Origin of the sequence: Pseudomonas sp. 58 R 3 (genome assembly GCF_900006605.1) — a bacterium.
Taxonomy (GTDB): domain Bacteria; phylum Pseudomonadota; class Gammaproteobacteria; order Pseudomonadales; family Pseudomonadaceae; genus Aquipseudomonas; species Aquipseudomonas salomonii.
The window spans coordinates 46741-72873 of record NZ_CVTT01000027.1; the positions used below are offsets into that span (position 1 = coordinate 46741).

Annotated in this window: 29 protein-coding genes and 4 tRNA genes; 21 read left to right on the top strand and 12 right to left on the bottom strand. The window is 59.9% G+C overall.

The genetic code is table 11. The features are described from left to right. Positions 1-40: 40 nt before the first annotated feature. The 7 genes from BFP92_RS03420 (at position 41) to BFP92_RS03450 (ending at position 4695) form a co-directional block, all read left to right on the top strand. Complete coding sequence (locus BFP92_RS03420; protein WP_065911782.1) at positions 41-598, top strand: CvpA family protein; 558 nt, start codon at positions 41-43, stop codon at positions 596-598. A 41-nt stretch (positions 599-639) separates the two neighbouring features. Continuing rightward, on the top strand, positions 640-2145 hold the full coding sequence (gene purF, locus BFP92_RS03425; RefSeq protein WP_017138746.1) for an amidophosphoribosyltransferase: 1506 nt from the start codon (positions 640-642) through the stop codon (positions 2143-2145). Between the two features lie 65 nt (positions 2146-2210). Continuing rightward, a complete protein-coding gene (locus BFP92_RS03430) occupies positions 2211-3422 on the top strand; it encodes an O-succinylhomoserine sulfhydrylase (RefSeq protein WP_065911785.1) in 1212 nt (403 codons plus the stop codon). Positions 3423-3433: 11 nt separating this feature from the next. After that, on the top strand, positions 3434-4198 hold the full coding sequence (locus BFP92_RS03435; RefSeq protein ID WP_065911790.1) for an SDR family oxidoreductase: 765 nt from the start codon (positions 3434-3436) through the stop codon (positions 4196-4198). 107 nt (positions 4199-4305) lie between these two features. Further along, a tRNA-Val gene (locus BFP92_RS03440) sits at positions 4306-4381 on the top strand. A 55-nt stretch (positions 4382-4436) separates the two neighbouring features. Then, positions 4437-4513, top strand: a tRNA-Asp gene (locus BFP92_RS03445). Between the two features lie 105 nt (positions 4514-4618). Beyond that, positions 4619-4695, top strand: a tRNA-Asp gene (locus BFP92_RS03450). Between the two features lie 174 nt (positions 4696-4869). On the opposite strand, the gene BFP92_RS03455 is transcribed toward BFP92_RS03450, so the two are convergent. After that, positions 4870-6153: an NAD(P)/FAD-dependent oxidoreductase gene (locus BFP92_RS03455; RefSeq protein ID WP_065911792.1), complete on the bottom strand. Its 1284-nt coding sequence runs from the start codon at positions 6151-6153 to the stop codon at positions 4870-4872. A 184-nt stretch (positions 6154-6337) separates the two neighbouring features. On the opposite strand from BFP92_RS03455, the gene BFP92_RS03460 reads away from it, so the two are divergent. Next, a tRNA-Val gene (locus BFP92_RS03460) sits at positions 6338-6414 on the top strand. A gap of 127 nt (positions 6415-6541) precedes the next feature. Here the strand turns inward: BFP92_RS03460 and BFP92_RS03465 are convergent. After that, positions 6542-6946 (bottom strand): winged helix-turn-helix transcriptional regulator, encoded by a 405-nt coding sequence (locus BFP92_RS03465; RefSeq protein ID WP_065911797.1) that lies wholly within the window; start codon positions 6944-6946, stop codon positions 6542-6544. A 100-nt stretch (positions 6947-7046) separates the two neighbouring features. On the opposite strand from BFP92_RS03465, the gene BFP92_RS03470 reads away from it, so the two are divergent. The 5 genes from BFP92_RS03470 (at position 7047) to pcp (ending at position 11584) form a co-directional block, all read left to right on the top strand. After that, complete coding sequence (locus BFP92_RS03470) at positions 7047-8168, top strand: NADH:flavin oxidoreductase (RefSeq protein ID WP_065911801.1); 1122 nt, start codon at positions 7047-7049, stop codon at positions 8166-8168. A 435-nt stretch (positions 8169-8603) separates the two neighbouring features. Beyond that, the gene (locus tag BFP92_RS03475; protein ID WP_065911803.1) at positions 8604-9029 is read left to right on the top strand and encodes a GNAT family N-acetyltransferase; all 426 of its coding nucleotides are present in this window, start codon (positions 8604-8606) and stop codon (positions 9027-9029) included. Positions 9030-9271: 242 nt separating this feature from the next. Further along, positions 9272-9988: a DUF969 domain-containing protein gene (locus BFP92_RS03480; RefSeq protein ID WP_065911806.1), complete on the top strand. Its 717-nt coding sequence runs from the start codon at positions 9272-9274 to the stop codon at positions 9986-9988. Continuing rightward, on the top strand, positions 9985-10935 hold the full coding sequence (locus BFP92_RS03485) for a DUF979 domain-containing protein (RefSeq protein WP_065911808.1): 951 nt from the start codon (positions 9985-9987) through the stop codon (positions 10933-10935). Before BFP92_RS03480 ends, BFP92_RS03485 begins: the two co-directional genes overlap by 4 nt. Before the next feature lie 7 nt (positions 10936-10942). Next, entirely contained in the window at positions 10943-11584 is a 642-nt protein-coding gene (pcp, locus tag BFP92_RS03490; protein ID WP_065911809.1) for a pyroglutamyl-peptidase I, read from the top strand. Between the two features lie 15 nt (positions 11585-11599). On the opposite strand, the gene BFP92_RS03495 is transcribed toward pcp, so the two are convergent. From BFP92_RS03495 to BFP92_RS03510, 4 genes are all read right to left on the bottom strand, one after another. Further along, a complete protein-coding gene (locus BFP92_RS03495; protein ID WP_065911812.1) occupies positions 11600-13000 on the bottom strand; it encodes a heavy metal sensor histidine kinase in 1401 nt (466 codons plus the stop codon). Then, on the bottom strand, positions 12997-13668 hold the full coding sequence (locus BFP92_RS03500; protein ID WP_065911817.1) for a heavy metal response regulator transcription factor: 672 nt from the start codon (positions 13666-13668) through the stop codon (positions 12997-12999). The genes BFP92_RS03495 and BFP92_RS03500 overlap by 4 nt, the downstream gene beginning before the upstream one ends. A 42-nt stretch (positions 13669-13710) precedes the next feature. After that, the gene (locus BFP92_RS03505; RefSeq protein ID WP_065911818.1) at positions 13711-13971 is read right to left on the bottom strand and encodes a DUF2790 domain-containing protein; all 261 of its coding nucleotides are present in this window, start codon (positions 13969-13971) and stop codon (positions 13711-13713) included. Positions 13972-14081: 110 nt separating this feature from the next. After that, the gene (locus BFP92_RS03510) at positions 14082-14852 is read right to left on the bottom strand and encodes an alpha/beta fold hydrolase (protein WP_065911824.1); all 771 of its coding nucleotides are present in this window, start codon (positions 14850-14852) and stop codon (positions 14082-14084) included. A gap of 230 nt (positions 14853-15082) precedes the next feature. Between BFP92_RS03510 and BFP92_RS03515 the strand changes: the two genes are divergently transcribed. Beyond that, on the top strand, positions 15083-15760 hold the full coding sequence (locus BFP92_RS03515) for an HAD family hydrolase (protein WP_065911826.1): 678 nt from the start codon (positions 15083-15085) through the stop codon (positions 15758-15760). A gap of 19 nt (positions 15761-15779) precedes the next feature. On the opposite strand, the gene BFP92_RS03520 is transcribed toward BFP92_RS03515, so the two are convergent. The 3 genes from BFP92_RS03520 to csrA all read right to left on the bottom strand — a co-directional run bounded on the left by BFP92_RS03520 (position 15780) and on the right by csrA (position 16838). Next, positions 15780-16076: a hypothetical protein gene (locus BFP92_RS03520; RefSeq protein ID WP_065911828.1), complete on the bottom strand. Its 297-nt coding sequence runs from the start codon at positions 16074-16076 to the stop codon at positions 15780-15782. A gap of 94 nt (positions 16077-16170) precedes the next feature. Beyond that, on the bottom strand, positions 16171-16434 hold the full coding sequence (locus BFP92_RS03525) for a hypothetical protein (protein WP_065911830.1): 264 nt from the start codon (positions 16432-16434) through the stop codon (positions 16171-16173). Positions 16435-16643: 209 nt separating this feature from the next. After that, positions 16644-16838, bottom strand: a complete 195-nt coding sequence (gene csrA, locus BFP92_RS03530) for a carbon storage regulator CsrA (RefSeq protein WP_003192511.1) — start codon at positions 16836-16838, stop codon at positions 16644-16646. Between the two features lie 262 nt (positions 16839-17100). On the opposite strand from csrA, the gene BFP92_RS03535 reads away from it, so the two are divergent. Then, on the top strand, positions 17101-17466 hold the full coding sequence (locus BFP92_RS03535; RefSeq protein WP_056861269.1) for an SPOR domain-containing protein: 366 nt from the start codon (positions 17101-17103) through the stop codon (positions 17464-17466). A 31-nt stretch (positions 17467-17497) separates the two neighbouring features. Here BFP92_RS03535 and BFP92_RS03540 read toward each other — a convergent pair whose 3' ends face one another. From BFP92_RS03540 to BFP92_RS03550, 3 genes are all read right to left on the bottom strand, one after another. Next, positions 17498-18187: an endonuclease gene (locus BFP92_RS03540; RefSeq protein WP_058419836.1), complete on the bottom strand. Its 690-nt coding sequence runs from the start codon at positions 18185-18187 to the stop codon at positions 17498-17500. A gap of 4 nt (positions 18188-18191) precedes the next feature. Continuing rightward, positions 18192-18440 (bottom strand): DUF1654 domain-containing protein, encoded by a 249-nt coding sequence (locus tag BFP92_RS03545; protein WP_017138765.1) that lies wholly within the window; start codon positions 18438-18440, stop codon positions 18192-18194. A gap of 186 nt (positions 18441-18626) precedes the next feature. After that, positions 18627-19715 carry an asparaginase gene (locus BFP92_RS03550; protein WP_056861272.1) on the bottom strand — a complete coding sequence of 363 codons (1089 nt, stop codon included), beginning with the start codon at positions 19713-19715 and terminating at the stop codon, positions 18627-18629. Between the two features lie 494 nt (positions 19716-20209). Here BFP92_RS03550 and BFP92_RS03555 point away from each other — a divergent pair, with 494 nt between their 5' ends. From BFP92_RS03555 to rbsD, 6 genes are read left to right on the top strand one after another with little or no spacing between them, the layout of a single operon-like run. Beyond that, the gene (locus tag BFP92_RS03555) at positions 20210-21169 is read left to right on the top strand and encodes a sugar ABC transporter substrate-binding protein (protein WP_065911831.1); all 960 of its coding nucleotides are present in this window, start codon (positions 20210-20212) and stop codon (positions 21167-21169) included. A 57-nt stretch (positions 21170-21226) separates the two neighbouring features. Further along, complete coding sequence (locus BFP92_RS03560; RefSeq protein WP_065911833.1) at positions 21227-22780, top strand: sugar ABC transporter ATP-binding protein; 1554 nt, start codon at positions 21227-21229, stop codon at positions 22778-22780. Continuing rightward, complete coding sequence (locus BFP92_RS03565; protein ID WP_017138769.1) at positions 22777-23754, top strand: ABC transporter permease; 978 nt, start codon at positions 22777-22779, stop codon at positions 23752-23754. Before BFP92_RS03560 ends, BFP92_RS03565 begins: the two co-directional genes overlap by 4 nt. Positions 23755-23757: 3 nt before the next feature. After that, entirely contained in the window at positions 23758-24780 is a 1023-nt protein-coding gene (locus BFP92_RS03570; RefSeq protein ID WP_065911836.1) for a LacI family DNA-binding transcriptional regulator, read from the top strand. Positions 24781-24803: 23 nt separating this feature from the next. Continuing rightward, entirely contained in the window at positions 24804-25721 is a 918-nt protein-coding gene (gene rbsK / locus BFP92_RS03575) for a ribokinase (protein ID WP_065911840.1), read from the top strand. After that, the gene (gene rbsD, locus BFP92_RS03580) at positions 25718-26122 is read left to right on the top strand and encodes a D-ribose pyranase (RefSeq protein ID WP_065911844.1); all 405 of its coding nucleotides are present in this window, start codon (positions 25718-25720) and stop codon (positions 26120-26122) included. The genes rbsK and rbsD overlap by 4 nt, the downstream gene beginning before the upstream one ends. The last annotated feature ends 11 nt before the right edge of the window (positions 26123-26133 follow it).

A 26133-nucleotide genomic window follows, 5' to 3' on the forward strand; every position in this document is an offset into this window, starting at 1 on the left:
CTGCTAAAATGCGCCGCCTTATCCGTACGTAGGCTTCACTGTGCCATTTACCTGGGTTGATTGGGCGATCGTAGCAATCGTCGCCATCTCCGCTTTGATCAGTCTAAGCCGCGGCTTCGTAAAAGAAGCACTGTCGTTGCTGACCTGGATCATCGCAGGAGTTGTAGCCTGGATGTTCGGTGGTTCACTGTCGGTTTACCTGGCCGGGTATATCGAAACACCTTCGGCTCGCGTCATCGCGGGCTGCGCCATCATGTTCATCGCCACGCTGTTGGTGGGGGCAATGGTCAATTATCTTATTGGCGAGTTGATACGTGTCACCGGCATCGAAGGGACCGATCGATTTCTCGGCATGGCCTTCGGCGCCGCACGTGGCGGCTTGCTGGTGGTTGTGGCGGTCGGGCTGTTGAGCCTGGGGCCGGTACAGCAGGATTCGTGGTGGCAGGAGTCGGTACTCGTGCCAAAATTTCTATTGGTTGCAGATTGGTCCAAGAACCTCATATTGGGGTGGAGCAGTCAGTGGCTGGCCAGCGGAATCAGCGTACCCGCTGATCTTCCGTTCAAGGAACACCTCTTGCCGGCCAAAACGCCTCAGTAAGTAGTGTTCAGTCAAGATTCATTAAGTAGGGGTTGCGTCGCATGTGTGGCATCGTCGGTATCGTCGGTAAGTCGAACGTCAATCAGGCGCTGTATGACGCGCTAACCGTCCTCCAGCACCGCGGCCAGGACGCTGCCGGTATTGTGACCAGCCACGACGGCCGGTTATTCCTGCGCAAGGACAATGGCCTGGTGCGTGACGTGTTCCATCAGCGTCACATGCAGCGCCTCGTCGGGCACATGGGCATTGGCCATGTGCGTTACCCGACTGCCGGTAGCTCGACCTCGGCCGAAGCTCAACCGTTTTACGTCAACTCGCCTTACGGCATCACCCTGGCGCACAACGGTAACCTGACCAACGTTGAACAGCTGGCCAAGGAGATTTACGAATCTGACCTGCGCCACGTCAACACCAACTCCGATTCGGAAGTGCTGCTCAACGTGTTCGCCCACGAGCTGGCCCAGCGCGGCAAGCTGCAGCCGACCGAAGAAGACGTGTTCGCTGCCGTGACCGACGTGCACAACCGTTGTGTCGGTGGTTATGCCGTCGTCGCAATGATCACCGGTTATGGCATCGTCGGTTTCCGTGACCCGCACGGCATTCGTCCAATCGTGTTCGGCCAGCGTCACACCGACGAAGGCGTCGAGTACATGATCGCCTCCGAAAGCGTGTCCCTGGATGTGCTGGGCTTCACCCTGATCCGCGACCTCGCGCCGGGCGAAGCGGTGTACATCACCGAAGACGGCAAGCTGCACACCCGTCAGTGCGCGATTGCGCCGAAACTCACCCCGTGCATCTTCGAACACGTCTACCTGGCGCGTCCGGACTCGATCATCGACGGTGTTTCGGTGTACAAGGCGCGCCTGCGCATGGGCGAGAAGCTGGCCGAGAAGATCCTGCGCGAGCGTCCCGAGCACGATATCGACGTGGTGATCCCGATCCCGGACACCAGCCGTACCGCTGCGCTGGAGCTGGCCAACCACTTGGGCGTCAAGTTCCGCGAAGGCTTCGTCAAGAACCGTTACATCGGCCGTACCTTCATCATGCCTGGCCAGGCAGCCCGCAAGAAATCGGTGCGCCAGAAGCTCAACGCCATCGAGCTGGAATTCCGCGGCAAGAACGTGATGCTGGTCGACGATTCCATCGTGCGCGGCACCACGTGCAAGCAGATCATCCAAATGGCCCGCGAAGCCGGTGCGAAGAACGTGTACTTCTGTTCCGCCGCACCTGCCGTGCGTTATCCGAACGTTTACGGTATCGACATGCCGAGCGCCCACGAGTTGATCGCTCACAACCGTTCGACCCAGGATGTGGCCGACCTGATCGGTGCTGACTGGTTGATCTATCAGGACCTGCCGGACCTGATCGAGGCGGTCGGTGGTGGCAAGATCAAGATCGCCGAGTTTGACTGCGCCGTGTTCGACGGCAAGTACGTGACGGGTGATGTTGACGAGGCCTACCTGAACAAGATCGAGCAGGCGCGTAACGATTCATCGAAGATCAAGACCCAGGCGGTCAGCGCGATCATCGATCTGTACAACAACTGAGTAAACACCGGCCCTGAGGGGCCGGTTTTGTATCTTAAACAGAGTATTGAGTAAGGAGTCGCAGCATGAGTCAGGAATGGGATGCCGGTCGGTTGGACAGCGACCTCGATGGCGTAGCTTTCGATACCCTGGCTGTGCGCGCCGGTCAGCACCGCACCCCGGAAGGTGAACACGGTGATCCGATGTTCTTTACCTCCAGCTATGTATTCCGTACCGCCGCTGACGCGGCTGCGCGTTTTGCCGGTGAAGTGCCGGGCAACGTCTATTCGCGTTACACCAACCCGACCGTGCGTGCGTTCGAAGAACGTATCGCCGCCCTTGAGGGTTCCGAGCAGGCGGTGGCCACGGCGACCGGCATGGCCGCGATCCTGGCAGTGGTGATGAGCCTGTGCAGTGCTGGCGACCATGTGCTGGTGTCGCGCAGTGTGTTCGGCTCCACCATCAGCCTGTTCGAGAAGTACTTCAAGCGCTTCGGCATCGAAGTGGATTATGTGCCCCTGGCGGACCTGTCCGGCTGGGATGCGGCGATCAAGGCTAACACCAGGTTGTTGTTCGTCGAGTCGCCTTCCAACCCGCTGGCCGAGCTGGTGGATATCGCCGCGTTGTCCGAAGTGGCCCACGCCAAGGGCGCGATGCTGGTGGTCGACAACTGCTTCTGCACGCCGGCGCTGCAACAGCCGTTGAAGCTGGGCGCGGACATTGTTGTGCACTCGGCCACCAAGTTCATCGATGGCCAGGGCCGTTGCATGGGCGGCGTAGTCGCCGGCCGCAGCGAGCAGATGAAGGAAGTGATGGGTTTCCTGCGCACCGCCGGGCCGACCCTGAGCCCGTTTAACGCCTGGATCTTCCTCAAAGGCCTGGAAACCCTCAGCCTGCGGATGAAGGCCCATTGCGCCAACGCCCAGGCCCTGGCCGAGTGGCTGGAGCAGCAGGACGGGATTGAGAAAGTCCATTACGCCGGTCTCAAGAGCCACCCGCAACACGCGTTGGCCCAGCGTCAGCAGCGTGGTTTCGGCGCGGTGGTGAGCTTTGAAGTAAAAGGCGGCAAAGACGGCGCCTGGCGCTTTATCGACGCGACGCGCCTGATCTCCATCACGGCCAACCTGGGTGACAGCAAAACTACCATCACCCACCCGAGCACTACCTCACACGGGCGCCTGGCGCCACAGGAGCGTGAAGCGGCGGGCATCCGTGACAGCCTGATCCGCATCGCGGTAGGCCTGGAAGACGTAGCCGACCTGCAAGCTGACCTGGCTCGCGGGCTGGCGGCCTTGTGATCGAGTGGTCCATGGAAACGGCAGCGGCCGGTAACGGCCGTGTTGCGCTGGTGACGGGCGCCGCCCGGGGCATTGGTCTCGGGATCGCGGCGTGGCTGATCAGCGAAGGCTGGCAGGTGGTGTTGACCGACCTGGACCGCGAGCGCGGTTCCAAGGTGTCCAAGGTGCTGGGTGACAACGCCTGGTTTATCACCATGGACGTGGCCGACGAGAAGCAGGTCGCCCAGGGCGTTGCCGAAGTGCTCGGCCAGTTTGGGCGCCTGGATGCGTTGGTGTGCAACGCAGCGGTCGCCGACCCGCGCAATATCACCCTCGAAAGCCTCGACCTGGCGTACTGGAACCGCGTGCTGGCGGTGAACCTCAGCGGGCCGATGCTGCTGGCCAAGCACTGCGCGCCGTACCTGCGTGCCCATGGCGGCGCGATCGTCAACCTGGCCTCGACCCGCGCGCGTCAATCGGAGCCCGACACCGAGGCCTACGCGGCGAGCAAGGGCGGACTGCTGGCCCTGACGCATGCCTTGGCCATGAGTCTTGGGCCGGAGGTGCGGGTCAATGCCGTCAGCCCTGGCTGGATCGATGCGCGTGACCCTGCGGCGCGGCGTGCCGAGCCTTTGACCGATGCCGATCATGCCCAGCATCCGGCGGGCAGGGTGGGCACGGTTGAGGACGTGGCGGCGATGGTGGCGTGGCTGCTATCGCGTCAGGCGGGGTTTGTCACCGGGCAAGAGTTTGTGGTCGACGGCGGTATGAGCAAGAAGATGATTTACAGCGAGTAGGGCGGGTAGCCGTCTTGAAGCAATTTTGTCTTTTTCAGAAAAACTTCAAGCAGGCTATTGACTTAGGTCCGCTACCTGCGTAAATTTCGCGGCCTCAACGAAGCAAAGGGTGATTAGCTCAGCTGGGAGAGCATCTGCCTTACAAGCAGAGGGTCGGCGGTTCGATCCCGTCATCACCCACCACTTCTTGAGAGTTTTGCCTTCGGGCAAGACGCAACGTTTAAGGTTGCACCGACGCGCAGCGGTAGTTCAGTCGGTTAGAATACCGGCCTGTCACGCCGGGGGTCGCGGGTTCGAGTCCCGTCCGCTGCGCCATATTTTCCAAGTCCGATTTATCGGGTTTGAGATTGAACAGCTTGGGCTGATCAGTCAGATGTTTAAAGACGGTTGAGCGTTCAGGCTCAGCTGGTCAAGCGATACGCAGCGGTAGTTCAGTCGGTTAGAATACCGGCCTGTCACGCCGGGGGTCGCGGGTTCGAGTCCCGTCCGCTGCGCCATATCTGTTTCAAGGCCCACTGAACGCCTTGGAACACAAAGCAAGCGTTAAGCTGCTTTGATCCGATAGCAAACACCCTGGTCGAAAGACCGGGGTTTTTTGTGTCTGCGATTTGGCTTTATGTGGGAGCGAGCAAGTCGAATCGTCGCACCGCCGCTCCCACAGTTGGATTGCCTCAGAACCCCAACTTATCCCGCAGCCCGTAATACCACGCCCCCAGCGCCGCAAACGGTGTTCGCAACAGTTGCCCGCCCGGGAACGGGTAGTGCGGTAGGTCGGCAAACGCGTCAAAACGCTCCGCCTGGCCTCTCAACGCCTCTGCCAGCACCTTGCCGGCCAGGTGCGTGTAGGTCACGCCGTGGCCACTGCAGCCTTGTGAGTAATAAATGTTGTCGCCCAGGCGACCCACCTGTGGCAAGCGCGACAGGGTCAGCAGGAAATTGCCGGTCCAGGCGTAGTCAATCTTCACATCCTTGAGCTGCGGGAAGGCCTTGAGCATCTTCGGGCGGATGATCGCTTCGATGTTGGCCGGGTCGCGTGCGCCATATACCACGCCGCCGCCGAAGATCAGGCGCTTGTCACTGGTGAGGCGGTAGTAGTCCAGCAAGTAGTTGCAGTCCTCGACGCAGTAATCCTGCGGCAGCAAGGTCTTGGCCAGTTCATCGCCCAGCGGCGCGGTGGTGATGACCTGGGTGCCGCACGGCATCGACTTGGCCGCCAGCTCCGGCACCAGATTGCCCAGGTAGGCATTGCCCGCCACGATGATGAACTTGGCCCTGACCTTGCCCTCGGCGGTGTGCACCACCGGGTTGGCGCCGCGCTCGATGCGCACCGCCGCCGATTGCTCGTAAATCGTGCCGCCCAGGGATTCCACCGCCGCGGCTTCGCCCAGTGCCAGGTTGAGCGGGTGAATGTGGCCGCCGCTCATGTCCAGCAGGCCGCCGACATAGTTGTCACAGGCCACCACTTCGCGGATACGGCGCTCATCCAGCAGCTCAAGCTGCGTATGGCCGTAGCGCTCCCACAGGCGCTGCTGCGACTCCAGGTGGCCCATGTGCTTGCTGTTGAGTGCAGCGAACACGCCGCCGTCCTTCAAGTCGCACTGGATCTGGTATTTGGCCACGCGCTCACGAATGATCCTGCCGCCCTCAAACGCCATCTGCCCCAACAGTTGCGCCTGCTTGGGGCCAACGCTGCGTTCGATCACGTCGATGTCGCGGCTATAGCTGTTGACGATCTGCCCGCCATTACGGCCCGAGGCGCCAAACCCGACCTTGGCGGCTTCCAGTACCGTTACGCGAAAACCGTTCTCCAGCAGAAACAGCGCGCTGGACAGGCCGGTGTAACCGGCGCCAATCACGCACACATCGGTTTCGACTTCACCTTGCAGCACCGGGCGTGGCGGAGCCGCATTCGCGGACGCGGCGTAATACGACTGGGGGTAGGGGGTGTTCGCCATCCTGGAACCTCTGTTTTATATTTTTTACGAGTGCGCCGATCCTACCTGAGTTGAAAATTGCCTGCCAGCCACCCAAAAATCCCAGGCATGCCTTTCACAAATAAAAAATTCGCATATTCATAGGGTTAGCTGCAAAAAAGAGGTTGACACACCCTCGGAATTCCGTAGAATGCCGCCTCACAGCAGGCACGTAGCTCAGTTGGTTAGAGCACCACCTTGACATGGTGGGGGTCGTTGGTTCGAGTCCAATCGCGCCTACCAAACAAAATCCGCTCTGCTGGGCGGTCTGGAAGGGCTCACCGAAAGGTGGGCCCTTTTTGTTGTCTGCGATTTGTAAAACTCCCTTCTCAGCACTCGCGCCGCCATCGTTAAGCGTTTACCCGTCGTGTTACTGCTCTTCTGCACGCTTATCGAAGGCCTCCTGGGCGTTCTTGACCGCGTCAGAATACTGGAGCGTCCACCTGTACAACGCACGGAATGGCTCTTCCAGCGTATGCCCCAGGTCGGTAACGCTGTATTCGACGGCCACCTGAGAGGAAGGAATGACCCGGCGCGACAAAATGCCATTACGCTCCAGGCGACGCAGGCTTTGCGTGAGCGCTTTTTGCGTTATGCCATCGAGTCGACGTTTGATTTCGTTGAAGCGCAGCGGGCTTTTACACAGCGTTGCCAGTATCAATACGGACCACTTGTCCGCGATCTGATCGAGCAATACCCGGCTTGAGCAATCAGCGGCGTAGACGACGGGAGAGCTCCGGTTTTGTTCCAGCGCCTGAATACCTTGTTCCTGCATGTGGTTTCCTCGCGTAAACCTGAGCACTTATAAGTGCCTTATTGATATTAGGTATACATCTTATACCATCAGATCTCCTTTTCGCTCGGAGCATCTTTCCATGAGTTCTACCCAGCTCGACTCTCTGTTTCAGCCGTTTACGATCAAGTCTTTGAGCCTGAAGAATCGAATTGTAATGGCCCCTATGACGCGGGCTTTCGCCAAGGGCGGTGTGCCTGACGAGCAAATTGCCGCCTATTACCGCAAGCGCGCGGAAAACCAGGTCGGGTTGATTCTGTCTGAGGGGACCGTCGTGGATCGTCCTGGCGCGCGTAACATGTCGGGGATTCCGTTTTTCCATGGCGATGAATCACTCGCCGGCTGGAAGGCAGTCATCGACGGTGTTCACAGTGCCGGTGGCAAAATGGGGCCGCAGATTTGGCACGTAGGGGCTGCGCCCAGTTTCCAGGAAGACTGGGCACCCGCCGGTGGGTTTGAGAGCCCGTCCGGGCTTGCCGGCCCGCAGAAACCACTGGGGCAGGCCATGAATGATGAGGCGATTGCCGACACCATTGCGGCGTTCGCCAAGGCCGCCGCTGATTCCAAGCGACTGGGTTTTGATACGGTCGAAATACATGGGGCCCACGGATACCTGTTGGACCAGTTTTTCTGGCCGGGTACGAACGAACGCGCCGACCGTTTCAATGGCGTAACGATCAAGGAGCGCTCACGGTTCGCAGCGGAAGTGGTCAAGGCCATTCGCGCAGCCGTAGGCCCGGATTTCCCGGTGATTCTGCGTCTGAGTCAGTGGAAGCAGCAGGATTACAGCGCCCGTTTGGCGACAACCCCTGAAAGCATGTCCGATTGGCTGGTGCCGCTGGTGGAAGCCGGCGCGGACGTTTTGCATTGCTCTCAACGGCGCTTCTGGGAAGCAGAATTTCCGGAACTGGACGGCGAACAGGGTCTGAATTTTGCCGGCTGGGCCAAAAAGCTGACGGGCGCTGCGACTATCAGTGTCGGCTCTGTGGGCTTGTCCGGCGACTTCCTCGGCGCCTTCAGCGGCGAAAGTTCCCAACCGGCAGCGATCGACAATTTGGTAAAGCGATTGGAGAACGAAGAGTTCGATTTGATCGCTGTCGGACGGGCACTGCTGAGTGACGCGCAGTGGGTAAAAAAAATCCGATCGGGTAACTCGGCCGACTTGAAGCCTTTTGACGTAAAAGACTTGGCCGAGCTGGCCTGAGTTTCGCATCTGCGGCACGTGCAAAACCTTGAGTGTTGAAGGGCTCACCGAACGGTGGGCTCTTTTTTTGGGCTGGAATTTTGGCAATACCTGCCCGGACCGCTTGGCGGGTTACTGCGTTGAAACGTGGATTAACAGAAAAGCGTCGCCACCGATAACAGGCAGATAATCTGTGCAAACATCTGGCAGCGTATCTCACCATTTGTTGTCGCCATACTTTGTTGTCCGGCGTACATAGCGTTTGCCTCCGTCGGTACTACTGCGCCGTATCGCGCAGCACCCTGCTGAGTATAGGTATGGAACGAGATCCATGCTGTCGAGCCGACTTAAGGTTATTGAGCGCCGCTGGGTCAATGAACCTGGCGCAGATTTACCCGGGTTTGGCGCGCCCAAGGCATACTGAACGGCGATTGAATTCAACCCAGGGAGTCTGTGATGGCATTGGCAATGGAAGTATCGTTCGACGTGACGGCGCAGGAGCGTGAGGCCATCCTCAAGCCGCTGAGGGCTTACAACCGCAGCCACACCGGCAAGATGCCGTCCGAAACGGTCGGCATTCTGCTGCGTGATCCCGCTTCTCAAGAGGTGGTCGGCGGTCTTTACGGCGAGATTTCCTTTGGATGGTTGTTCATTGAGCTCTTGAGCATTCCCGACCAGATGCGCACCCAGGGTACGGGCACACGATTGATGCGTGCGGCGGAAGACTTGGCCCGTGAGCGCGGGTGCGAGGGCATCTGGCTGGACACTTTCAGCTTCCAGGCGCCCGGGTTTTATCGCAAGCAGGGCTTCACTGAGTTTGGCCACATTGCCGATTTCCCGCCGGGCCATAAACGCCATTTTTTCCACAAGCGCTTGAGCTGAACGCCCGCAAAGCGCCGGGCCATCCGGCGCCAATCACCGACAAAATTTATTGGTTTGCAGCAACAATTTTTCTTGTTGGACACCTCCCGCCCCCAAGCAGCACAGTTGCCGCCACTGACGCTCGACCTTCCAGGTCAACAATAAAAAACCACGTCGGGCTGCACGCCACTTTCATGCTGTGAACCCTTTGTTCACATCCTGCCGTCATGGCGCCGCAGCGCGCATTCTAGGACTTTATCGTCATGCAAACTGTTGTGAACCTATGGCCGTTGATCGGCGTACTTGTCATCGTGGTTGGCTTCGTCCTGCGCTTCAATCCGTTGCTGGTGGTGACCGCAGCCGCCATCGCCACCGGGCTTGCCGCCCACTTCCCGCTGGAAAAAATCCTCGCCAGCATGGGCGAAGGTTTCCTTCAGACCCGCGCCCTGCAATTGATCCTGTTGCTGCCCCTGGCCGTCATTGGCCTGCTGGAGCGCCATGGCCTGCGCCTGCATGCGCAGAACTGGATCGCCCGCTTCGAGCGCGCGACGGTGGGGCGCTTGTTGATCATGTATCTATTTGTGCGCGAGTCCACGGCAGCCATGGGCCTCACCAGCCTGGGCGGGCATCCGCAGATGGTGCGCCCGTTGTTGGCGCCGATGGCTGAGGGCGCCGCGGAAAAACGCTACGGCAAGCTGCCGGACAAACTGCGCCACAAGGTGTTGGCGATGTGTGCGGCGACCGACAACGTCGGGCTGTTTTTCGGTGAAGATATTTTTGTCGCCTTTGGTGCGATTGCGCTGATGCACACCTTCCTGCTCGGTTCGGGAATTGATGTAGAGCCTTTACACATTGCGGTGTGGGGCATTCCGACGGCGATTTGTGCGTTTATCATCCACGCGATTCGTCTGCACCGATTTGACCGCAGGCTGACTCGCGAGATGACGCCCGTCGCCACGCCGGTGGAGGCTGCGCAATGATCATCTCCATCGATTACCTGTACTGGCTGGCCGGCATTCTGTTGTTGATTACCGCCGGCATGATTCTGCTGGATCGAACTCATCCCAAACGCTGGTCCAGCGCGGTGTTCTGGCTGTTATTCGCCATTCCGTTCCTGGTCGGGGAGCGTTTGCCACCGGTGGTTATCGGCGTGGGCGTGGTGATCATGGCCTTGATCGCAGGTTTGGGCGGCGTGGGGCGTGGTACGCATGCCCAGTTGCATGACAAGTCTGCCCGCGCCAGTGCCGGTCGGCTTGGCCACAAGCTGTTTATCCCGGCGTTGGCCATTCCGCTGACCACCGTGATTGGCTCGGTATTGCTCAAGCACACCGAAATCGGCGGTGTGCCGCTGCTGGATCCGAAAAACACTACGTTTGTCTCCCTGGGCATTGGGTGCCTGATCGCCCTCGGCCTGGCCTGCTGGTTGACCCGCGACACACCGGTGCAAGCCTTGCGCGAGTCCCGGCGCCTGACCGAAGCCTTGGGCTGGGCCATGGTGCTCCCGCAAATGCTCGCCATGCTCGGCTTGCTGTTCAATGAAGCCGGGGTCGGCACCGCGGTTGCCCATGTCACCACCACCTACATCAACCTGGATTTCAAACTGGTGGCGGTGATGGTGTATGTATTGGGCATGGCGCTGTTTACGGTGATCATGGGCAATGGTTTTGCTGCGTTCCCGGTGATGACCGGCGGTGTCGGCGTGCCGGTGCTGGTGGGCATCTATGGCGGCAACCCGGCGGTGATGGCGGCGATTGGCATGTTCTCCGGCTATTGCGGCACGTTGATGACGCCGATGGCGGCCAACTTCAATATTGTCCCGGCAGCCTTGCTGGAGTTGCCCGACAAGAACGCGGTCATCAAGGCGCAGCTGCCCACGGCACTGATGATGCTGGTGGTCAATATTGTGCTGCTCTACCTGTTGATGTGAGGCGAGGATGCAAACGTTACTGTTGATGGGCTTCGAGCCCTTTGATCAAGACCCGGTCAACCCGTCCTGGGAGGCCGTGCGCCAGTTGGATGGGATGCTATTGGGTGAGGGTGTGCAGATTGTTGCGCGCCGACTGCCCTGTGCATTTGCCTTGGTGGAGGAGTGCCTGGCTGAGTGGATCACCCAATTGCGCCCGGCGATGGTGATCGCCACGGGGCTTGGGCCTGGGCGCGACAGCATTTCCATGGAGCGGGTGGCGATCAACGTTAACGACGCGCGCATCCCTGACAACCTGGGTGCGCAACCCGTCGATACGCCGGTGGTGGTCGATGGGCCGGCCGCGTACTTCAGCACATTGCCGATCAAGGCCATGGTCAAGGCGCTGCGCGAGGCCGGTGTGCCTGCGGCGGTTTCGCAGACGGCGGGCACTTTTGTGTGCAATCAAGTGTTTTATCTGTTGCAGCATGCGCTGGCCGGCACGGGCGTGCGCAGTGGCTTCATCCATGTGCCGAACCTGCCGGAGCAGGTGGTGGGAACCGGGCTGGCATCGATGCCATTGGTGACAACCGTTGAAGGCCTGCGCCTGGCGGTGCAGATGGCATGGAGCACACAGGTGGATGTGGTGCAGGCCGGTGGCCAGGTCAGTTGACCCGGCTCGCGGTGTTCAGGCTTCGCGCCTGGGGAAAAACAACTCAAAACAGGTCACTCCGGCCTCACTGGTGACACTGTAGCGACCGTTGTGCAGCTGCATGATGGTCGCCACGATCGACAGCCCCAGCCCGTTGGATTGGGCTGAACGTTCCCGCGACTCATCCACCCGGTAAAAACGCTCGAACAGGCGCGGCAAATGCTCGGCGGGAATGGTTTGCCCCTGGTTGCTGACGCGCAGGTTGATACCCTCGGCCTCTGGAATGGCCTGAATCAGCAACTGCGAACGGGGTGCGCCGTATTTGATGGCGTTTGCACATAGATTTGCCAAGGCGCGGCGCAACAGCATGGGTTCGGCCCAGATCAGGCCTTCGCCCTCGGCCTGAATGTGAATATCCACATCGCTCGCCAACCCTTCGAAGTAGTCCGCTATACGCTCCACTTCATCCGCCGCATTCAGTTCCTGGCGTTGGCGCAGTGCGCTGGCCGGGTCGGTACGGGCGAGAAACAGCATGTTGTCGAGCATTCGCGCCAGGCGTTCGAGTTCTTCGACATTGGACGCCAGCAGTTGCTGGTAGCTCTCGACGTTACGGCTCTGTTGCAGGGCGACCTGGGTTTCTCCCAGCAAGTTGTTGATCGGCGTGCGCAGCTCGTGGGCCATGTCGGTGGACACCTGGCCCAGTTGTACAAAGCCCTTGGCCAACCGTTCAAGCATGGTGTTGAAGGCGTCGATCATCGGCAGCAGCTCTTTGGGCGCCCCGTGGCTGTCGAGGCGTTCGGCCAGGTTGCCCACGCCGATGCCCTGGGTGTGCACGGCCAGGCGCCGCAGCGGCACCAGCCCGCGGTGCACCAGCAGGTAGCTGACGATGGCGAGGATGACTGCGGCGATGCTGGCGAGGATAAACACGCTTAAGCGATAGTTGGCGAGCATCGCCGTGCGTTCGGTCATCAGGCGCCCGGTGGTGACTTGCAGGCTGCCCAGGTCGCCCGAGGCGATAGACGCGGCCACGGTGGCGAAGGGCACGCCATTGATACCGGGTAAATGGTGCACGTCGGCAAAGCCCAGTTCACGGTTGGTGGGCACAGGCGGCACATCCGGCATTGCAATATTGCCCGGGTTTACCAGCAGCAACGGCTTTTGCCCCGGCGCCGCGATGCTCAGCACCGACTCGCTGTTGCCCAGCATGTTCTGGAACAGCTCCGGCTTGGTCTTGATCAGGTCCAGGGTGTTGCTGTCCTTGAGCAGGTTGCGCAACTGGTCGGCGCGATAGATCAGCGCGGCGTCGTCACGCTTGATCAGTTCACGCTCAAGCTCGCGGTACAACGCAACGCCCAAGGTGGCGAGCAGGGCAAAGGCGAGCAGGGCGAAGATCAACGCCAGGCGCAGGGTCAGCGAATAATGGCGGCGACGGTTCATGGCTGGGTGTCGAAGCGGTAGCCGATGCCCCGCACGCTGTGGATCAACTTGAGCTGGAACGGGTCGTCGATTTTCAGGCGCAGGCGCCGCACGGCGACGTCGACCACATTGGTGTCGCTGTCAAAGTTCATGTCCCAGACCCGCGAAGCAATCATCGAGCGTGATAACACCTGGTCCTGATGCGTGGCGAACAGGTGCAACAGGGCGAACTCCTTGTTGGTCAGCGTTATGCGCGTGCCGCTACGGGTGACGCGGCGCTTGAGCACGTCGATCTGCAGGTCGGCGATGTGCAGCTGTTCTTCTTCGCGACTCGGGCCGCGACGCGTCAGGGTACGCAAGCGCGCGACCAGTTCGGCGAAGGAGAAGGGCTTGATCAGGTAATCGTCGGCGCCCAGTTCCAGGCCTTTGATGCGGTCGGCGATGTCATCGCGAGCGGTGAGGAACAGCACCGGCGTGTCGGCCTCTTTGCGCAGGCGGCGCAGCACTTCCCAGCCGTCCATTTTCGGCATCATCACATCCAGCACGATCACGTCGAAGGGCGTTTCCAGTGCCTGGTGCAAGCCGTCTACGCCGTCGCGGGCGAGGCTCACCGAGTACCCCAGTTCCTGCAGGCCATTGAGCAGGTAATTGCCGGCCTTGGGTTCGTCTTCGACTACGAGGATGTTCATGGGAAATGCCCTGGTTCGTTGCGTTGCGCAAGTGTAGCCGGATCAATTGTCACTGGGGCAACCGATGCCTTGTACCTGGTAGTCCAGCACGTGTTCGCGGTCCTGGGAGTCGAGGTATTTGAGTTGCGCCGGGACGATTCCGCACTGGCCGTAGGTGTCGGTGCTCGACAGCACTTTGGCCACGTCCAGGTGCACGAAGAAGCCGGTTTTGTCGTGGATCACGTTAGCGTCGGGGGCGGTGTCGGCAGCGAACGCGGAACCGGTGGCAAGCAAAGCGGCAAAGCCGAAAATAAACAGTTTCATGGCAGTAGCTCTCTTTAAGGGTGGGCTGCCGGGGCTGGCAGTGAGTTCACAGTAACCAGGCACCCCAAACAGCCAACCAACAGGATGATGACAAGTTTGTAATGCGTGGCTTAAGGCTGGCGGCCGGACGCTTCAAGGATCAGGTCGGTGATTTCCTTGGCGTGGGACACCAGCGACAAGTGGCTCGACGGCAGTTCGATGGTGGTGGCGTTCATGCGCTTGGCCAGAAAACGCTCCAGGTCCGGGTTGATGGTCTGGTCATTGCTAGACACCGCGTACCAGGACGGTTTGGTGTGCCAGGCGGCATTCACCGTGCGGCCGCTGAACAGGGTCTTGGCGATCGGCTGTTGTACCGCGTACAGCTCCAGGGCTTTGGCGCGCGGCACGTCGGCGGCGAAGTACTTGAGGAAGGCGTCCTGGTTCAGCGTCAGGTAACCGTCGTGCTCGACGACACCGGCACGCACCGGCGTGCTGGGGTACTTGGCAGACAGGGCGACGAAGTCTTCGTTGGCGTCCGGTGCGCGGGCGGCCACATACACCAGTGAGCTGACCTTGGGGTTCGCCCCGGCATCGCTGACCACGGTGCCGGCGTAGGAGTGACCGACCAGCACGGTAGGGCCGTCCTGTTGGTCCAGCACGCGGTTGGTGGCAGCGACGTCATCGGCCACCGAAGTCAGTGGGTTCTGGACGGCGGTCACATGCAGCCCGGCGGCCTGTAGGCGCGTAATCACCTCGGACCAGCTCGAGCCGTCAGCCCAGGAACCGTGCACCAGCACCACGTTGTTGGCCTTGACCGGCGCGACAGTGCCGGCCATGGCGTTGCCGGTGCCCAGCATCAACAGGCTGGCGGCGATCAGGCAGAGTTTGCTGGCAGTTTTCATCGTGCGGCCCTTCATCATCAGTGGGAAGTTGTGTCACCCGGTGCGGGTGACTGACGACGCCACTGTATGAAGCGAGGGTGCTGACAAGGCTTACAGGTTCATTACAAACCGGTAATCCAAACGCCAGGTCCGCCAGGTCCGCCAGGTGCTACTGGCGTTTACAAGCGAGAAGGTGCCCCGTAGATTGCATCGGGCCGATTATTTGTTACCGCCTATGAGGAAGCCACGCAGTGTCCATCCGAGGTTCAGTTGTGTTTAACCAGCGTTACCGCGCCTTCCTGTTCGATATGGACGGTACCTTGCTCAACTCCATTGCCGCCGCCGAGCGTGTGTGGAGCATCTGGGCTGAACGCCACGGTCTGGAGGTGGCGGCGTTCCTGACCACCATTCATGGCGCACGCGCCATTGACACCATTACCCGTCAGGCGCTGCCAGGTGTGGATCCCGACGTTGAAGCGCAGTGGATTACCGAGGCGGAAATCAACGATGTCGAGGGCGTGGTGGCGATTCCCGGTGCTGTCGAGTTTCTCAATAGCGTGCCCGGTGATCAATGGGCACTGGTCACGTCTGCGCCCAAGGAGCTGGCGTTACGTCGCCTGGCAGCGGCAGGTATCGCGCCCCCAGCTGTGCTGGTAACGGCCGAGGACGTTGCCAGCGGCAAGCCGGATCCTGCTTGTTACGTGTTGGGCGCCCAGCGTCTGGGTGTGCCGGTGCAGGATTGCCTGGTGTTCGAAGACGCTGCGGTGGGGATTCGTGCCGGGGAGGCGGCCGGCGCGGATGTGCTGGTCGTCACCGCTACACACCTGACGCCGATCGCCACGGCGCATGCCTGCATTAACGACTATCAGCGGCTGCAGGTTCTGCGCGACTCTGAGGGCACGTTGCGCTTGCAGCGCCTGGAAGGCTGAAACGAAAAAGCCGAGCCCGTTATCGGTCTCGGCTTTGTGAGCAGGAAGGGGAGTGGGGTGGCGCCTGCAGTCGGCTGCTCTTCATGCCTTGGCGCGATAGCACCATTTCCCTGAGGATTTCATTGGCAAGCCGGGCAATCGCCTCGGGGCCACGGTAGTGCGCGCGCACGATGCCGGTAATCGCGAAATGGTCGGTTTCCGGGCCACTCAGGATGGCGGAAAGGGTGCCGTCAGCGTGTAACGTGCAGGTGACCGCATAGCTGGGCAAACGCGCCGCCAGGGCCGCTTCGATTTGAGATTTGCTCAGGGTATCCATCTGCGTCAACGCCTTTCAGAAACCGTGCAAGCCCAAGCATAGATCCTGCCGCCGACCTGTAAATACCGGCAATCTGATAGCAGATTCGCGGCCATCAACGTGCGGTTTTCGGATGCTCGCGTTGCGCGGCACGCTGGCATAATTTGCGCAAAATGGCTTTCTGGATAGGTTGCAGGCAGAACACGAACAGGTAACCGCACAAGAAGAGTGTAAGTTCCATCGACGAACGCTTGCCGGGGTCACTGACTGTTTCGATCTCGAACTTCACGCCATATCCCAGCACCACGAAGGCCAGCCCAATCAGCAGGGCAATCCCCCAGGACTTGGAGACAAGCGGTTGTTTTGCAATCGGCCTCATCGACGTGCTCCTGAACGCACACTGATGGTAGGGTTATAGTCAGTGGATTCGGCCGCGAATTACGCAACAAGTTCCAGTCGCCAAGACGGTTTCATCTTGCAGCGTAGCTGAAAGCACAGAGCGCGCCGGTCATACAGGAACCGCGAGCGTGAGGAAGGGTTTTCGCCAGCCATCACAGTGAACGAAAAGGCTGGCTACTGAGTGAAGCGTCAAGGAGTCTGGTTTTTGTCCGGAGCGGTCAGGCCAGCCTGAATGCGCTGGTAGATCTCCTCGCGATGCACGGCAACATCCTTGGGGGCGTTGATGCCGATTCGTACTTGCTGGCCGCTGACGCCCAGGATGGTGATCGTAATGTCATCACCGATGTTTATGCTTTCACCAACTTTGCGGGTGAGTATCAGCATGGACTTCTCCTTGATTACTTTTAAGGACACATGTTTCAGACAGGGCAGGTGTCGGATGTGTGTAGCTTACTGCTAAGCGCTTCCCTGTGACTGCCTCTTTTAGGACGCATAGAGGCGACATTAATTCCCATGGCGGCATCATACAGGTCTGCGATACATCATTCGCATTGTTTAAGCCAACGTTTATGACGGCCAGAATAGACAGTGAATGATAAAGTTGCCTCTTTATCCTTAAAGGAGCAGGGCAGTGCGTAAAGTAGCGATGGCAATTGCGGTGTTGGCGTTGGCCGGTTGCGGGGAAGGTAAACCGGTCGACGCTCCCAAGGCCAAGCCTGCCGTGACCGAAAGCCAGCCACAAACCGGGGCGATTGCCGCTCAGGAATGGGACGTGTGGGTAGGCCCGCCGGGCCATAAGCTGCAAGCAATCACCGACCTGACCGCCTGGTTGCTCGAACATGGTTTCAATTTTTATATCGTCAAAACAGACGGCAAGGACGAGGTGTATCTAGGCCCGTTCGCGAGCAAGGCCGAGGCTGAAGCCAAGCAGGCGCTGCTGACCGAAAAGCTCGCACGTGCCAAGAAAAACGATACCGAATCCGAGGTTATCGAGCACAAGACTGCGCAATAACCGGCAGAGTGGGCGGCAACCCCGCCCACGCTTAACCGCAGGTCTTAAGGTTCACCGGGCCGACAAATTCGTTACCGCGCCCCATCACGCACGCCACAGTCTGGTTGCGCTGGCGCTCCCAGGGTTGCACCGGGTAGGTCTTGTTCCAGGCTTCATACAACTGGCGGTCCTGTTTTGACAGGCGCAAGCCGTATTGTTTGCTCATGTAAAAATACGTTCGGGCGATCATTCCGCGAATAGACGGGCGCGGCATGACTTTTTTGGCCTTGAAATCTACCTGGGTCAGGCATGAACCGTACTGCCCACGTTGCGCCGGCAGCCAGCCGAAACTGAAGTTGTTACGGTCGCCATTGACCTCGCCAATGCTCGGCACCAGGTTGTGCAGGTCGGCCTCGGCGCGCTTGAACACATCATCATGACGCGTGCAGTTTTTGCGCCCGCCGGCTTGCCAGCACTGGCGTTGATGCCCGATCTGCCAGGCCGGGACGATATGTTCCCATTCGATGCGTGCGGCCCGGTTGGCATTTTTGCGCGGTACGTAACCGCAGGCTTTCAAATCCACGCGGTTACCGGTGTATTTGCAGCCACAGTAGAACTCCGTGGATTGCGGGGCGTAGAGCTTCCAGGCGACTTTCTTGGCCTCGCTGAAGGTTCGAGGCGCCTGGGCGTTGGCGGTAACGGCAAAAAACAGGCAAAAAACAGCAATAAAACGGCCACTCATTGAATCAATCTTCCTTCGGCACAACCCAGAAAATCTGCACGCCGCCGTCATCCCGGTAGGCGAGGGTGACGTTGTCGTTCTCCGCAATCTCCTCCAGCAAGCGCGCCCATTCCTCCTCAGGCTCATCCGGCAAGCGGAAGATCAAGGCTGCCTTGGCTTTCTGGGCATTGGTCGAATTGATGATTTTTTGCACGCGAACGGCAAGGCGTGCGTACGCGTCAGGGGTTGGCGCTGCAGAAGAGGACGTTGCCACGGAGTATTCCTTAGTGTGCTGTACGGGCATACAGTATTTAACTGTTACGATTTTCGCAACTGCTTAAAATTCAGGAGCTTTGTCTGGCAGCGTTTTCAGCTAGGTGATTGAGCGCGGGGAGTTGTATCGAGGTGTAAGAGCAAAGGTAGAAGCGGGTGAACCCGCCTCTACCCGTGTTAGCGGGGATCAGTATTCCCAGAACATCCGTTGCAGCTCTTTGCTGTCCTGGGTCTTGGTCAGGGCAACCATCGCCAGAATTCGGGCTTTTTGTGGGTTCAGATCATGTGCGGCGACCCAGTCGTACTTGTCGTCAGGCTGTTCGGCATTGCGCAGAACGAAACCGCCGGCATTCACGTGGGAAGAACGAATGATCTGCACGCCTTGCTTGCGCAGTTCCTGCAGGGCCGGCACGACCTTGGAAGACACCGAACCATTGCCGGTACCGGCATGGATGATGGCTTTGGCACCGGCCTGGGCCAGGGCTTTGACCGCGGTGTCGCTCACGTTGCCGTAACCGTAGGCGATTTCCACATCCGGCAGGCTCTTGATGGTTTTGATGTCGAATTCGGAATCCATGGTGTGACGCTTGGCAGGCAAGCGGAACCAGTAGGATTTGCCTTCAACCACCATGCCCAGCGGGCCCCATGGGCTCTTGAACGCTTCAGTCTTGATGTTGATCATTTTGCTGACGTCGCGACCCGATTGGATCTCGTCGTTCATGGTCACCAGCACGCCCTTGCCGCGCGCGTCTTTGCTGCCGGCAACGGCCACGGCGTTGTACAGGTTGAGCATGCCGTCCGCCGACATGGCGGTGCCTGGGCGCATGGAACCGACCACCACGATTGGCTTGTCGGTTTTTTCCACCAGGTTGAGGAAGTAAGCGGTTTCTTCCAGGGTGTCGGTGCCGTGGGTGATCACGATACCGTCCACGTCCTTGCTGTCGGCCAGCTCGGCAACGCGGCGGCCCAGCTGCAGCAGATTTTCGTTGTTGATGCTTTCGGACGCAATTTGCATCACTTGTTCGCCGCGTACGTTGGCGATCTGACTAAGCTCAGGAACGCCGGCGATCAGTTGTTCGATGCCGACTTTGGCCGCCTGGTACGTGGCACTGTTGGCCGCACTGGCGCCGGCGCCAGCAATGGTGCCGCCGGTGGCGAGGATTACCACATTGGACAGTTTGGTCTTGGTTTCAACTTCCTTTGCCTGAGCGGCAACGGGGAACAGCAGCAGGAGGGCGAGGGCGCCCGGAACAAAAGTCTTCAGTGCAGATTTCATTATTTTTCTCTCTGGTTTTTGATGAGTGCTGTAGCAGGTTCATCGAGAACACCCGGGCCGTTCTGAATGCCACGAGGTGCTTGGAAAGAGCAGGATTTGTACCAAGCCCATGATGTTCGCGGTCATAAATTAACGTGTTGATTTAAAACAACTTATATTGAATTTTAAGCTGGGTGGGCGACATGCTCGTCCGGCATTCCGAACAGCAGGGTGGTATTGCGTTCGGTTGTCCGAAAACCCTGATGGAATATCAACGGTGAGTGTGTGACTTGGGCGCCATAGCCTGTCGTTTTAGACAAGGACGGGGAGAGGCTGAGGTTTAATCCTGCGACCCGCAGGGTGTAAGGGAAACTAACGGAGCGTCTGGATGAAAGACGCTTTTCACCCGTTGACAAATCTCGACAAGGTTCTCATAGTTTGAACAACGCAAACGTTTGCGAGATGTTTCACAGTGCAAGCGTTGCTCACAATAATCATAAGATCGGAGTGAACCCATGAAGCTGCCATTTGCTGGACGTCTTCTTGCTGTCGCTGTGCTTGCCGCCGCATCCGCTGCTCTGCCCCTTTCCTCTGCCTTTGCCGATGACGCCGCCGCCAAACCCAAGGTCGGCCTGGTGATGAAGTCCCTGGCCAACGAATTTTTCGTGACCATGCAGGACGGCGCCAAGACTTATCAGAAAGAACACGCTGCCGATTTCGACATGATCACCAACGGGATCAAGAACGAAACCGACACCAGCGCGCAGATCGATATCGTCAACCAGATGATCCTCGCCAAAGTAAACGCCATCGTGATCGCTCCGGCTGATTCCAAAGCGCTGGTCACCGTGTTGAAAAAGGCCTCCGATAAAGGCATCAAAATCGTCAACATCGATAACCGCCTGGATGTCGACGTGCTGAAAAGCAAATCCTTGAATATCCCCTTCGTAGGCCCTGACAACCGCAAGGGCGCGCGCCTGGTCGGTGAAGAACTGGCCAAGCACCTCACCAAGGGTGATGAAGTCGCCATCATCGAAGGCGTATCCACCACCACCAACGCCCAGCAACGCACCGCGGGGTTCAAGGATGCGATGGATGCCGCTGGCATGAAAATCGTGTCTACCCAGTCCGGTGAGTGGGAAATCGACAAGGGCAACTCGATTGCCGCGGCGATGCTCCAGGCAAACCCGAACATCAAGGCACTGCTGGCCGGTAACGACAACATGGCACTGGGCGCCGTCTCCGCCGTGCGTGGCGCAGGCAAGGCAGGCAAAGTACTGGTTGTAGGCTATGACAACATCGAAGCTATCAAGCCGATGCTGCAAGACGGCCGTGTACTCGCAACGGCCGACCAGGCTGCTGCCCAGCAAGCGGTGTTCGGTATCCAGAACGCGCTGAAGCTGATCAAGGGTGAAAAAGTCGACGCGGTTGACGGCATGATCGAAACCCCGGTCGAACTCGTCCTCAAGAAGTAATCCTGGCAGCACCCAACAGCGCCCGCTCGTCCTGAGCGGGCGCCTGGAGATTTTCCTATGTCATCTTCCGCCCCGAACGCTGTCCTCTCGGTCAGCGGTATCGGCAAGACCTATGCCCAACCGGTGCTGTCCGACATCACCCTGACGCTCAATCGCGGGGAAGTGCTGGCGCTGACCGGTGAGAACGGCGCAGGTAAAAGCACCTTGTCGAAAATCATCGGCGGGCTGGTCACGCCGACTACCGGGCACATGCAGTTCAATGGCCAGGATTACCGGCCCGGCAGCCGCACCCAGGCTGAAGAGCTGGGCGTGCGCATGGTCATGCAGGAACTCAACCTGTTGCCGACCCTGACCGTGGCCGAAAACCTGTTCCTGGACAACCTGCCCCGCAACTGTGGCTGGATCAACCGCAAACAACTGCGTAAAGCCGCAATTGAAGCCATGGCCCAGGTGGGCCTGGATGCGATCGACCCGGACACTTTGGTTGGAACGCTGGGCATTGGCCATCAACAGATGGTCGAGATCGCCCGCAACCTGATCGGCGACTGCCATGTACTGATCCTCGACGAGCCCACGGCCATGCTCACGGCCCGTGAAGTCGAGATGCTTTTTGAACAAATCACCCGTCTGCAGGCTCGGGGCGTGGCGATTATTTATATTTCCCACCGGCTTGAAGAACTCGCCCGGGTTGCCCAGCGCATCGCAGTACTGCGCGACGGCAAGCTGGTGTGCGTCGAGCCGATGGCCAATTACAACAGCGAGCAGCTGGTGACCTTGATGGTCGGCCGCGAGCTGGGTGAGCACATCGACCTGGGGCCGCGCACCATCGGCGGCCCGGCGCTGACGGTCAAAGGCTTGACCCGTTCGGACAAGGTTCGCGATGTGTCCTTTGAGGTGCGTGCCGGTGAGATCTATGGCATTTCCGGCCTGATCGGCGCCGGCCGTACGGAGTTGCTGCGTCTTATCTTCGGTGCCGACCTGGCCGACAGCGGCACCGTGGCCCTGGGTTCGCCAGCCCAGGTGGTGAGCATTCGCTCGCCGGTGGACGCAGTGGGCCATGGCATCGCGCTGATCACCGAAGACCGCAAGGGCGAAGGCCTGCTGCTGACCCAATCCATCAGCGCCAACATTGCCTTGGGTAACATGCCGGAAATCTCCGGTGGCGGCGTGGTCAACAGCCGCGACGAAACCGCCCTGGCCAAGCGCCAGATCGACGCCATGCGCATCCGCAGTTCCAGCCCGGCGCAGTTGGTGTCCGAGTTGTCGGGCGGCAACCAGCAGAAGGTCGTGATTGGCCGCTGGCTGGAGCGCGACTGCGCGGTCATGCTGTTCGATGAGCCAACCCGTGGCATCGACGTCGGCGCCAAGTTCGACATTTATGCCTTGCTCGGCGAATTGACGCGCCAGGGCAAAGCGCTGGTGGTGGTATCGAGTGACCTGCGCGAATTGATGCTGATCTGTGATCGCATCGGTGTGCTGTCCGCCGGGCGCCTGATCGAGACCTTCGAGCGCGACAGCTGGACCCAGGACGAATTGCTCGCCGCCGCCTTTGCCGGCTATCAGAAACGTGACGCGCTGCTCAACGACGCAGTGCTTAGGGAAACCCCATGAAAACCACCTCTTCCCCGGGCAAAACCGGCGGCAACTTCTACGGCCTGGGCACCTACCTGGGGCTGGCCGGCGCCTTGCTCGCGATGATTGCGCTGTTCTCGGTGCTCAGCGACCACTTCCTGTCCTATGACACCTTCAGCACCCTGGCCAACCAGATCCCGGACCTGATGGTGCTGGCCGTGGGCATGACGTTCATCCTGATCATCGGCGGCATCGACCTGTCGGTGGGCTCGGTGCTGGCATTGGCTGCCTCGGCGGTCAGTGTGGCGATTCTCGGCTGGGGCTGGAGTGTGTTGCCGGCCGCGTTGCTGGGGATGGGCTGCGCCGCACTGGCAGGCACCATCACCGGTTCGATTACCGTGGCCTGGCGCATTCCGTCGTTTATCGTGTCCCTTGGTGTGCTGGAAATGGCGCGTGGCGTGGCCTACCAGATGACCGGCTCGCGCACCGCCTATATCGGTGACTCCTATGCCTGGCTGTCGAACCCGGTGGCTTTCGGGATTTCGCCGTCGTTCATCATTGCCCTGTTGGTGATCATCGCCGCTCAGCTGGTGTTGACCCGTACGGTATTCGGCCGTTACCTGATCGGCATCGGCACCAACGAAGAAGCCGTGCGCCTGGCCGGTATTAACCCCAAGCCCTACAAGATCCTGGTGTTCAGCCTGATGGGCCTGCTGGCCGGGGTGGCGGCACTGTTCCAGATTTCACGCCTGGAAGCGGCGGACCCGAATGCCGGCTCCGGCCTGGAGCTGCAAGTGATCGCCGCCGTGGTGATCGGCGGCACCAGCCTGATGGGTGGGCGTGGGTCGGTTATCAGCACCTTCTTCGGTGTGCTGATTATTTCGGTGCTGGCCGCCGGCCTTGCGCAGATCGGCGCGACGGAGCCCACCAAACGCATCATTACCGGCGCGGTAATCGTGATTGCCGTGGTCCTCGACACCTACCGCAGCCAGCGCGCCAGTCGGCGGGGCTGAACCATGGCAACGATCAAGGATGTGGCCGCGCTTGCAGGTATTTCCTACACCACCGTGTCCCATGTGGTGAACAAGACGCGGCCGGTCAGCGAGCCTGTGCGCATCAAGGTGGAAGCGGCGATCAAGCAACTGGACTACGTGCCGAGTGCCGTCGCGCGCTCGCTCAAGGCCAAGACCACTGCGACCATCGGCCTGCTGGTACCCAACAGCCTTAACCCGTATTTTGCCGAGCTGGCGCGGGGTATCGAGGATTACTGCGAGCGTAATGGCTATTGCGTGATCCTCTGCAACTCCGACGACAACGCCGAAAAGCAGCGCAGCTATTTGCGCGTGTTGCTGGAAAAGCGCATCGACGGCCTGATCGTGACTTCGGTAGGCGGCGACGACAGTGGCCTCGCCGCAGGCTTGAGCGCGGTGCGCACGCCCATGGTGATTGTCGACCGCGCACTGGACGGCATTGATGTCGACCTGGTGCGCATTGACCATGAGCAGGGTGCCTACCTGGCGACCCGGCATTTGCTGGAGCTCGGTCACCGCGACATCGCCTGCATTGGTGGCCCCAGTCATACACGCGTGGCGCAAATGCGCCTGGCCGGCTATCACCGTGCGCTGCGTGAGGCGGGCGTGGAAGTGGCAGCCAATCGCACCCAGGAAAGCGACTTCACCAGCACCGGTGGTTATGCGGCGGCGGTACAGCTGCTGTCGGAAAACCCGCCCAGCGCGATTTTCGCCAGTAACGATATGATTGGTTTCGGCGTGTTGCGTGCAGCAGCCGAACGCAATATTCGCGTGCCAGGCGAGCTGTCGGTGATTGGTTTTGACGATATTCAAATGGGCCGTTACGTGTACCCGGCGCTGACGACGGTCGGGCAGTCGATCGTGCAACTGGGCGAGACGGCGGCCGAGCTTTTACTGCGACGAATTGCAACACCCCAACTGCCGATCGATCAGCGCATCGTGACGCCGAGCATTGTTTTGCGTGAGTCGACGGCGTCGTTTGCCGGTGTGTTCGCCCAATACCGCTGAACCGAATTGATGAGTACTGATGTATGCCAGCAAAAGTAGTGGTAATAGGCAGCTTGAACATGGACCTGGTGACCCGCGCCAGTCGCTTGCCGCGCGCCGGTGAAACCCTGATCGGCCAGACGTTCTCCACCGTTCCGGGTGGCAAGGGCGCCAACCAGGCGGTGGCCTCTGCACGCCTTGGCGTTGAGGTGGCGATGATCGGCTGTGTGGGCACGGACGCCTACGGCGCGCAATTGCGTGACGCGTTGCTGGTGGAGGGTATCGATTGCCAGGCCGTCAGCACGGTGGATGGCTCCAGCGGCGTGGCGTTGATCGTGGTGGATGACAGCAGCCAGAACGCGATTGTGATCGTGGCCGGCAGCAACGGTGAGCTCACGCCTGCGTCGTTGCAGGCAGCTGATGCGGTCGTGCAGGCGGCAGACGTCATCGTCTGTCAGCTGGAAGTGCCGATGGACACGGTTGGTCAGGCGCTCAAGCGCGGTCATGAGTTGGGCAAGACCGTGATCCTCAACCCGGCGCCGGCCAGTGGCCCGCTGCCGGAGGAATGGTATGCCTCGATCGATTACCTGATCCCCAACGAAAGCGAAGCCAGCGCCCTGAGTGGCGTGACGGTCGATTCCCTCGACAGCGCCAAGGTGGCTGCGACGCAGCTGCTCAAGGCGGGCGCCGGCAAAGTCATCATCACCCTGGGTGCCCAGGGCGCGTTGTTTGCCGATGGCAAAGGCTTCGAGCATTTGCAGGCGCCCAAGGTCAAGGCGGTGGACACCACGGCTGCCGGTGACACCTTTGTCGGTGGTTTTGCCGCGGCGCTGGCCAACGGCAAAAGCGAAGCCGAGGCCATCCGGTTCGGCCAGGTGGCTGCCGCGCTGTCGGTCACGCGGGCCGGTGCGCAACCCTCTATTCCTACGCTGCAGGACGTACAAGGTTTTATGCCCTCATGAAAAAGACACCATTGCTCAATATTGCGCTGTCGCGCGTGATCGCATCCCTTGGCCATGGTGACATCCTGGTGATCGGTGATGCTGGCCTGCCGGTACCGCCGGGCGTGGAGCTGATCGACCTGGCGCTGACCCAGGGCATTCCGGATTTCATCAGCACCCTGCGCATTGTGCTCAGCGAGATGCAGGTAGAAAGCCACGTGCTGGCCGAGGAAATCCTGCTCAAGCAGCCACCTGCGCTGACGCAGCTCAATGTGTTGACCGAACAGGCCGCCTTGGGCGAGCGCCGTTTGGTCAGCCATGAAGAGTTCAAGCAGCTCAGCCGCAAGGCCCGCGCGGTGGTGCGCACGGGCGAGTGCCAGCCGTATTGCAATATCGCGCTGGTGTCCGGCGTCACCTTCTAGAGTTTCCCTAC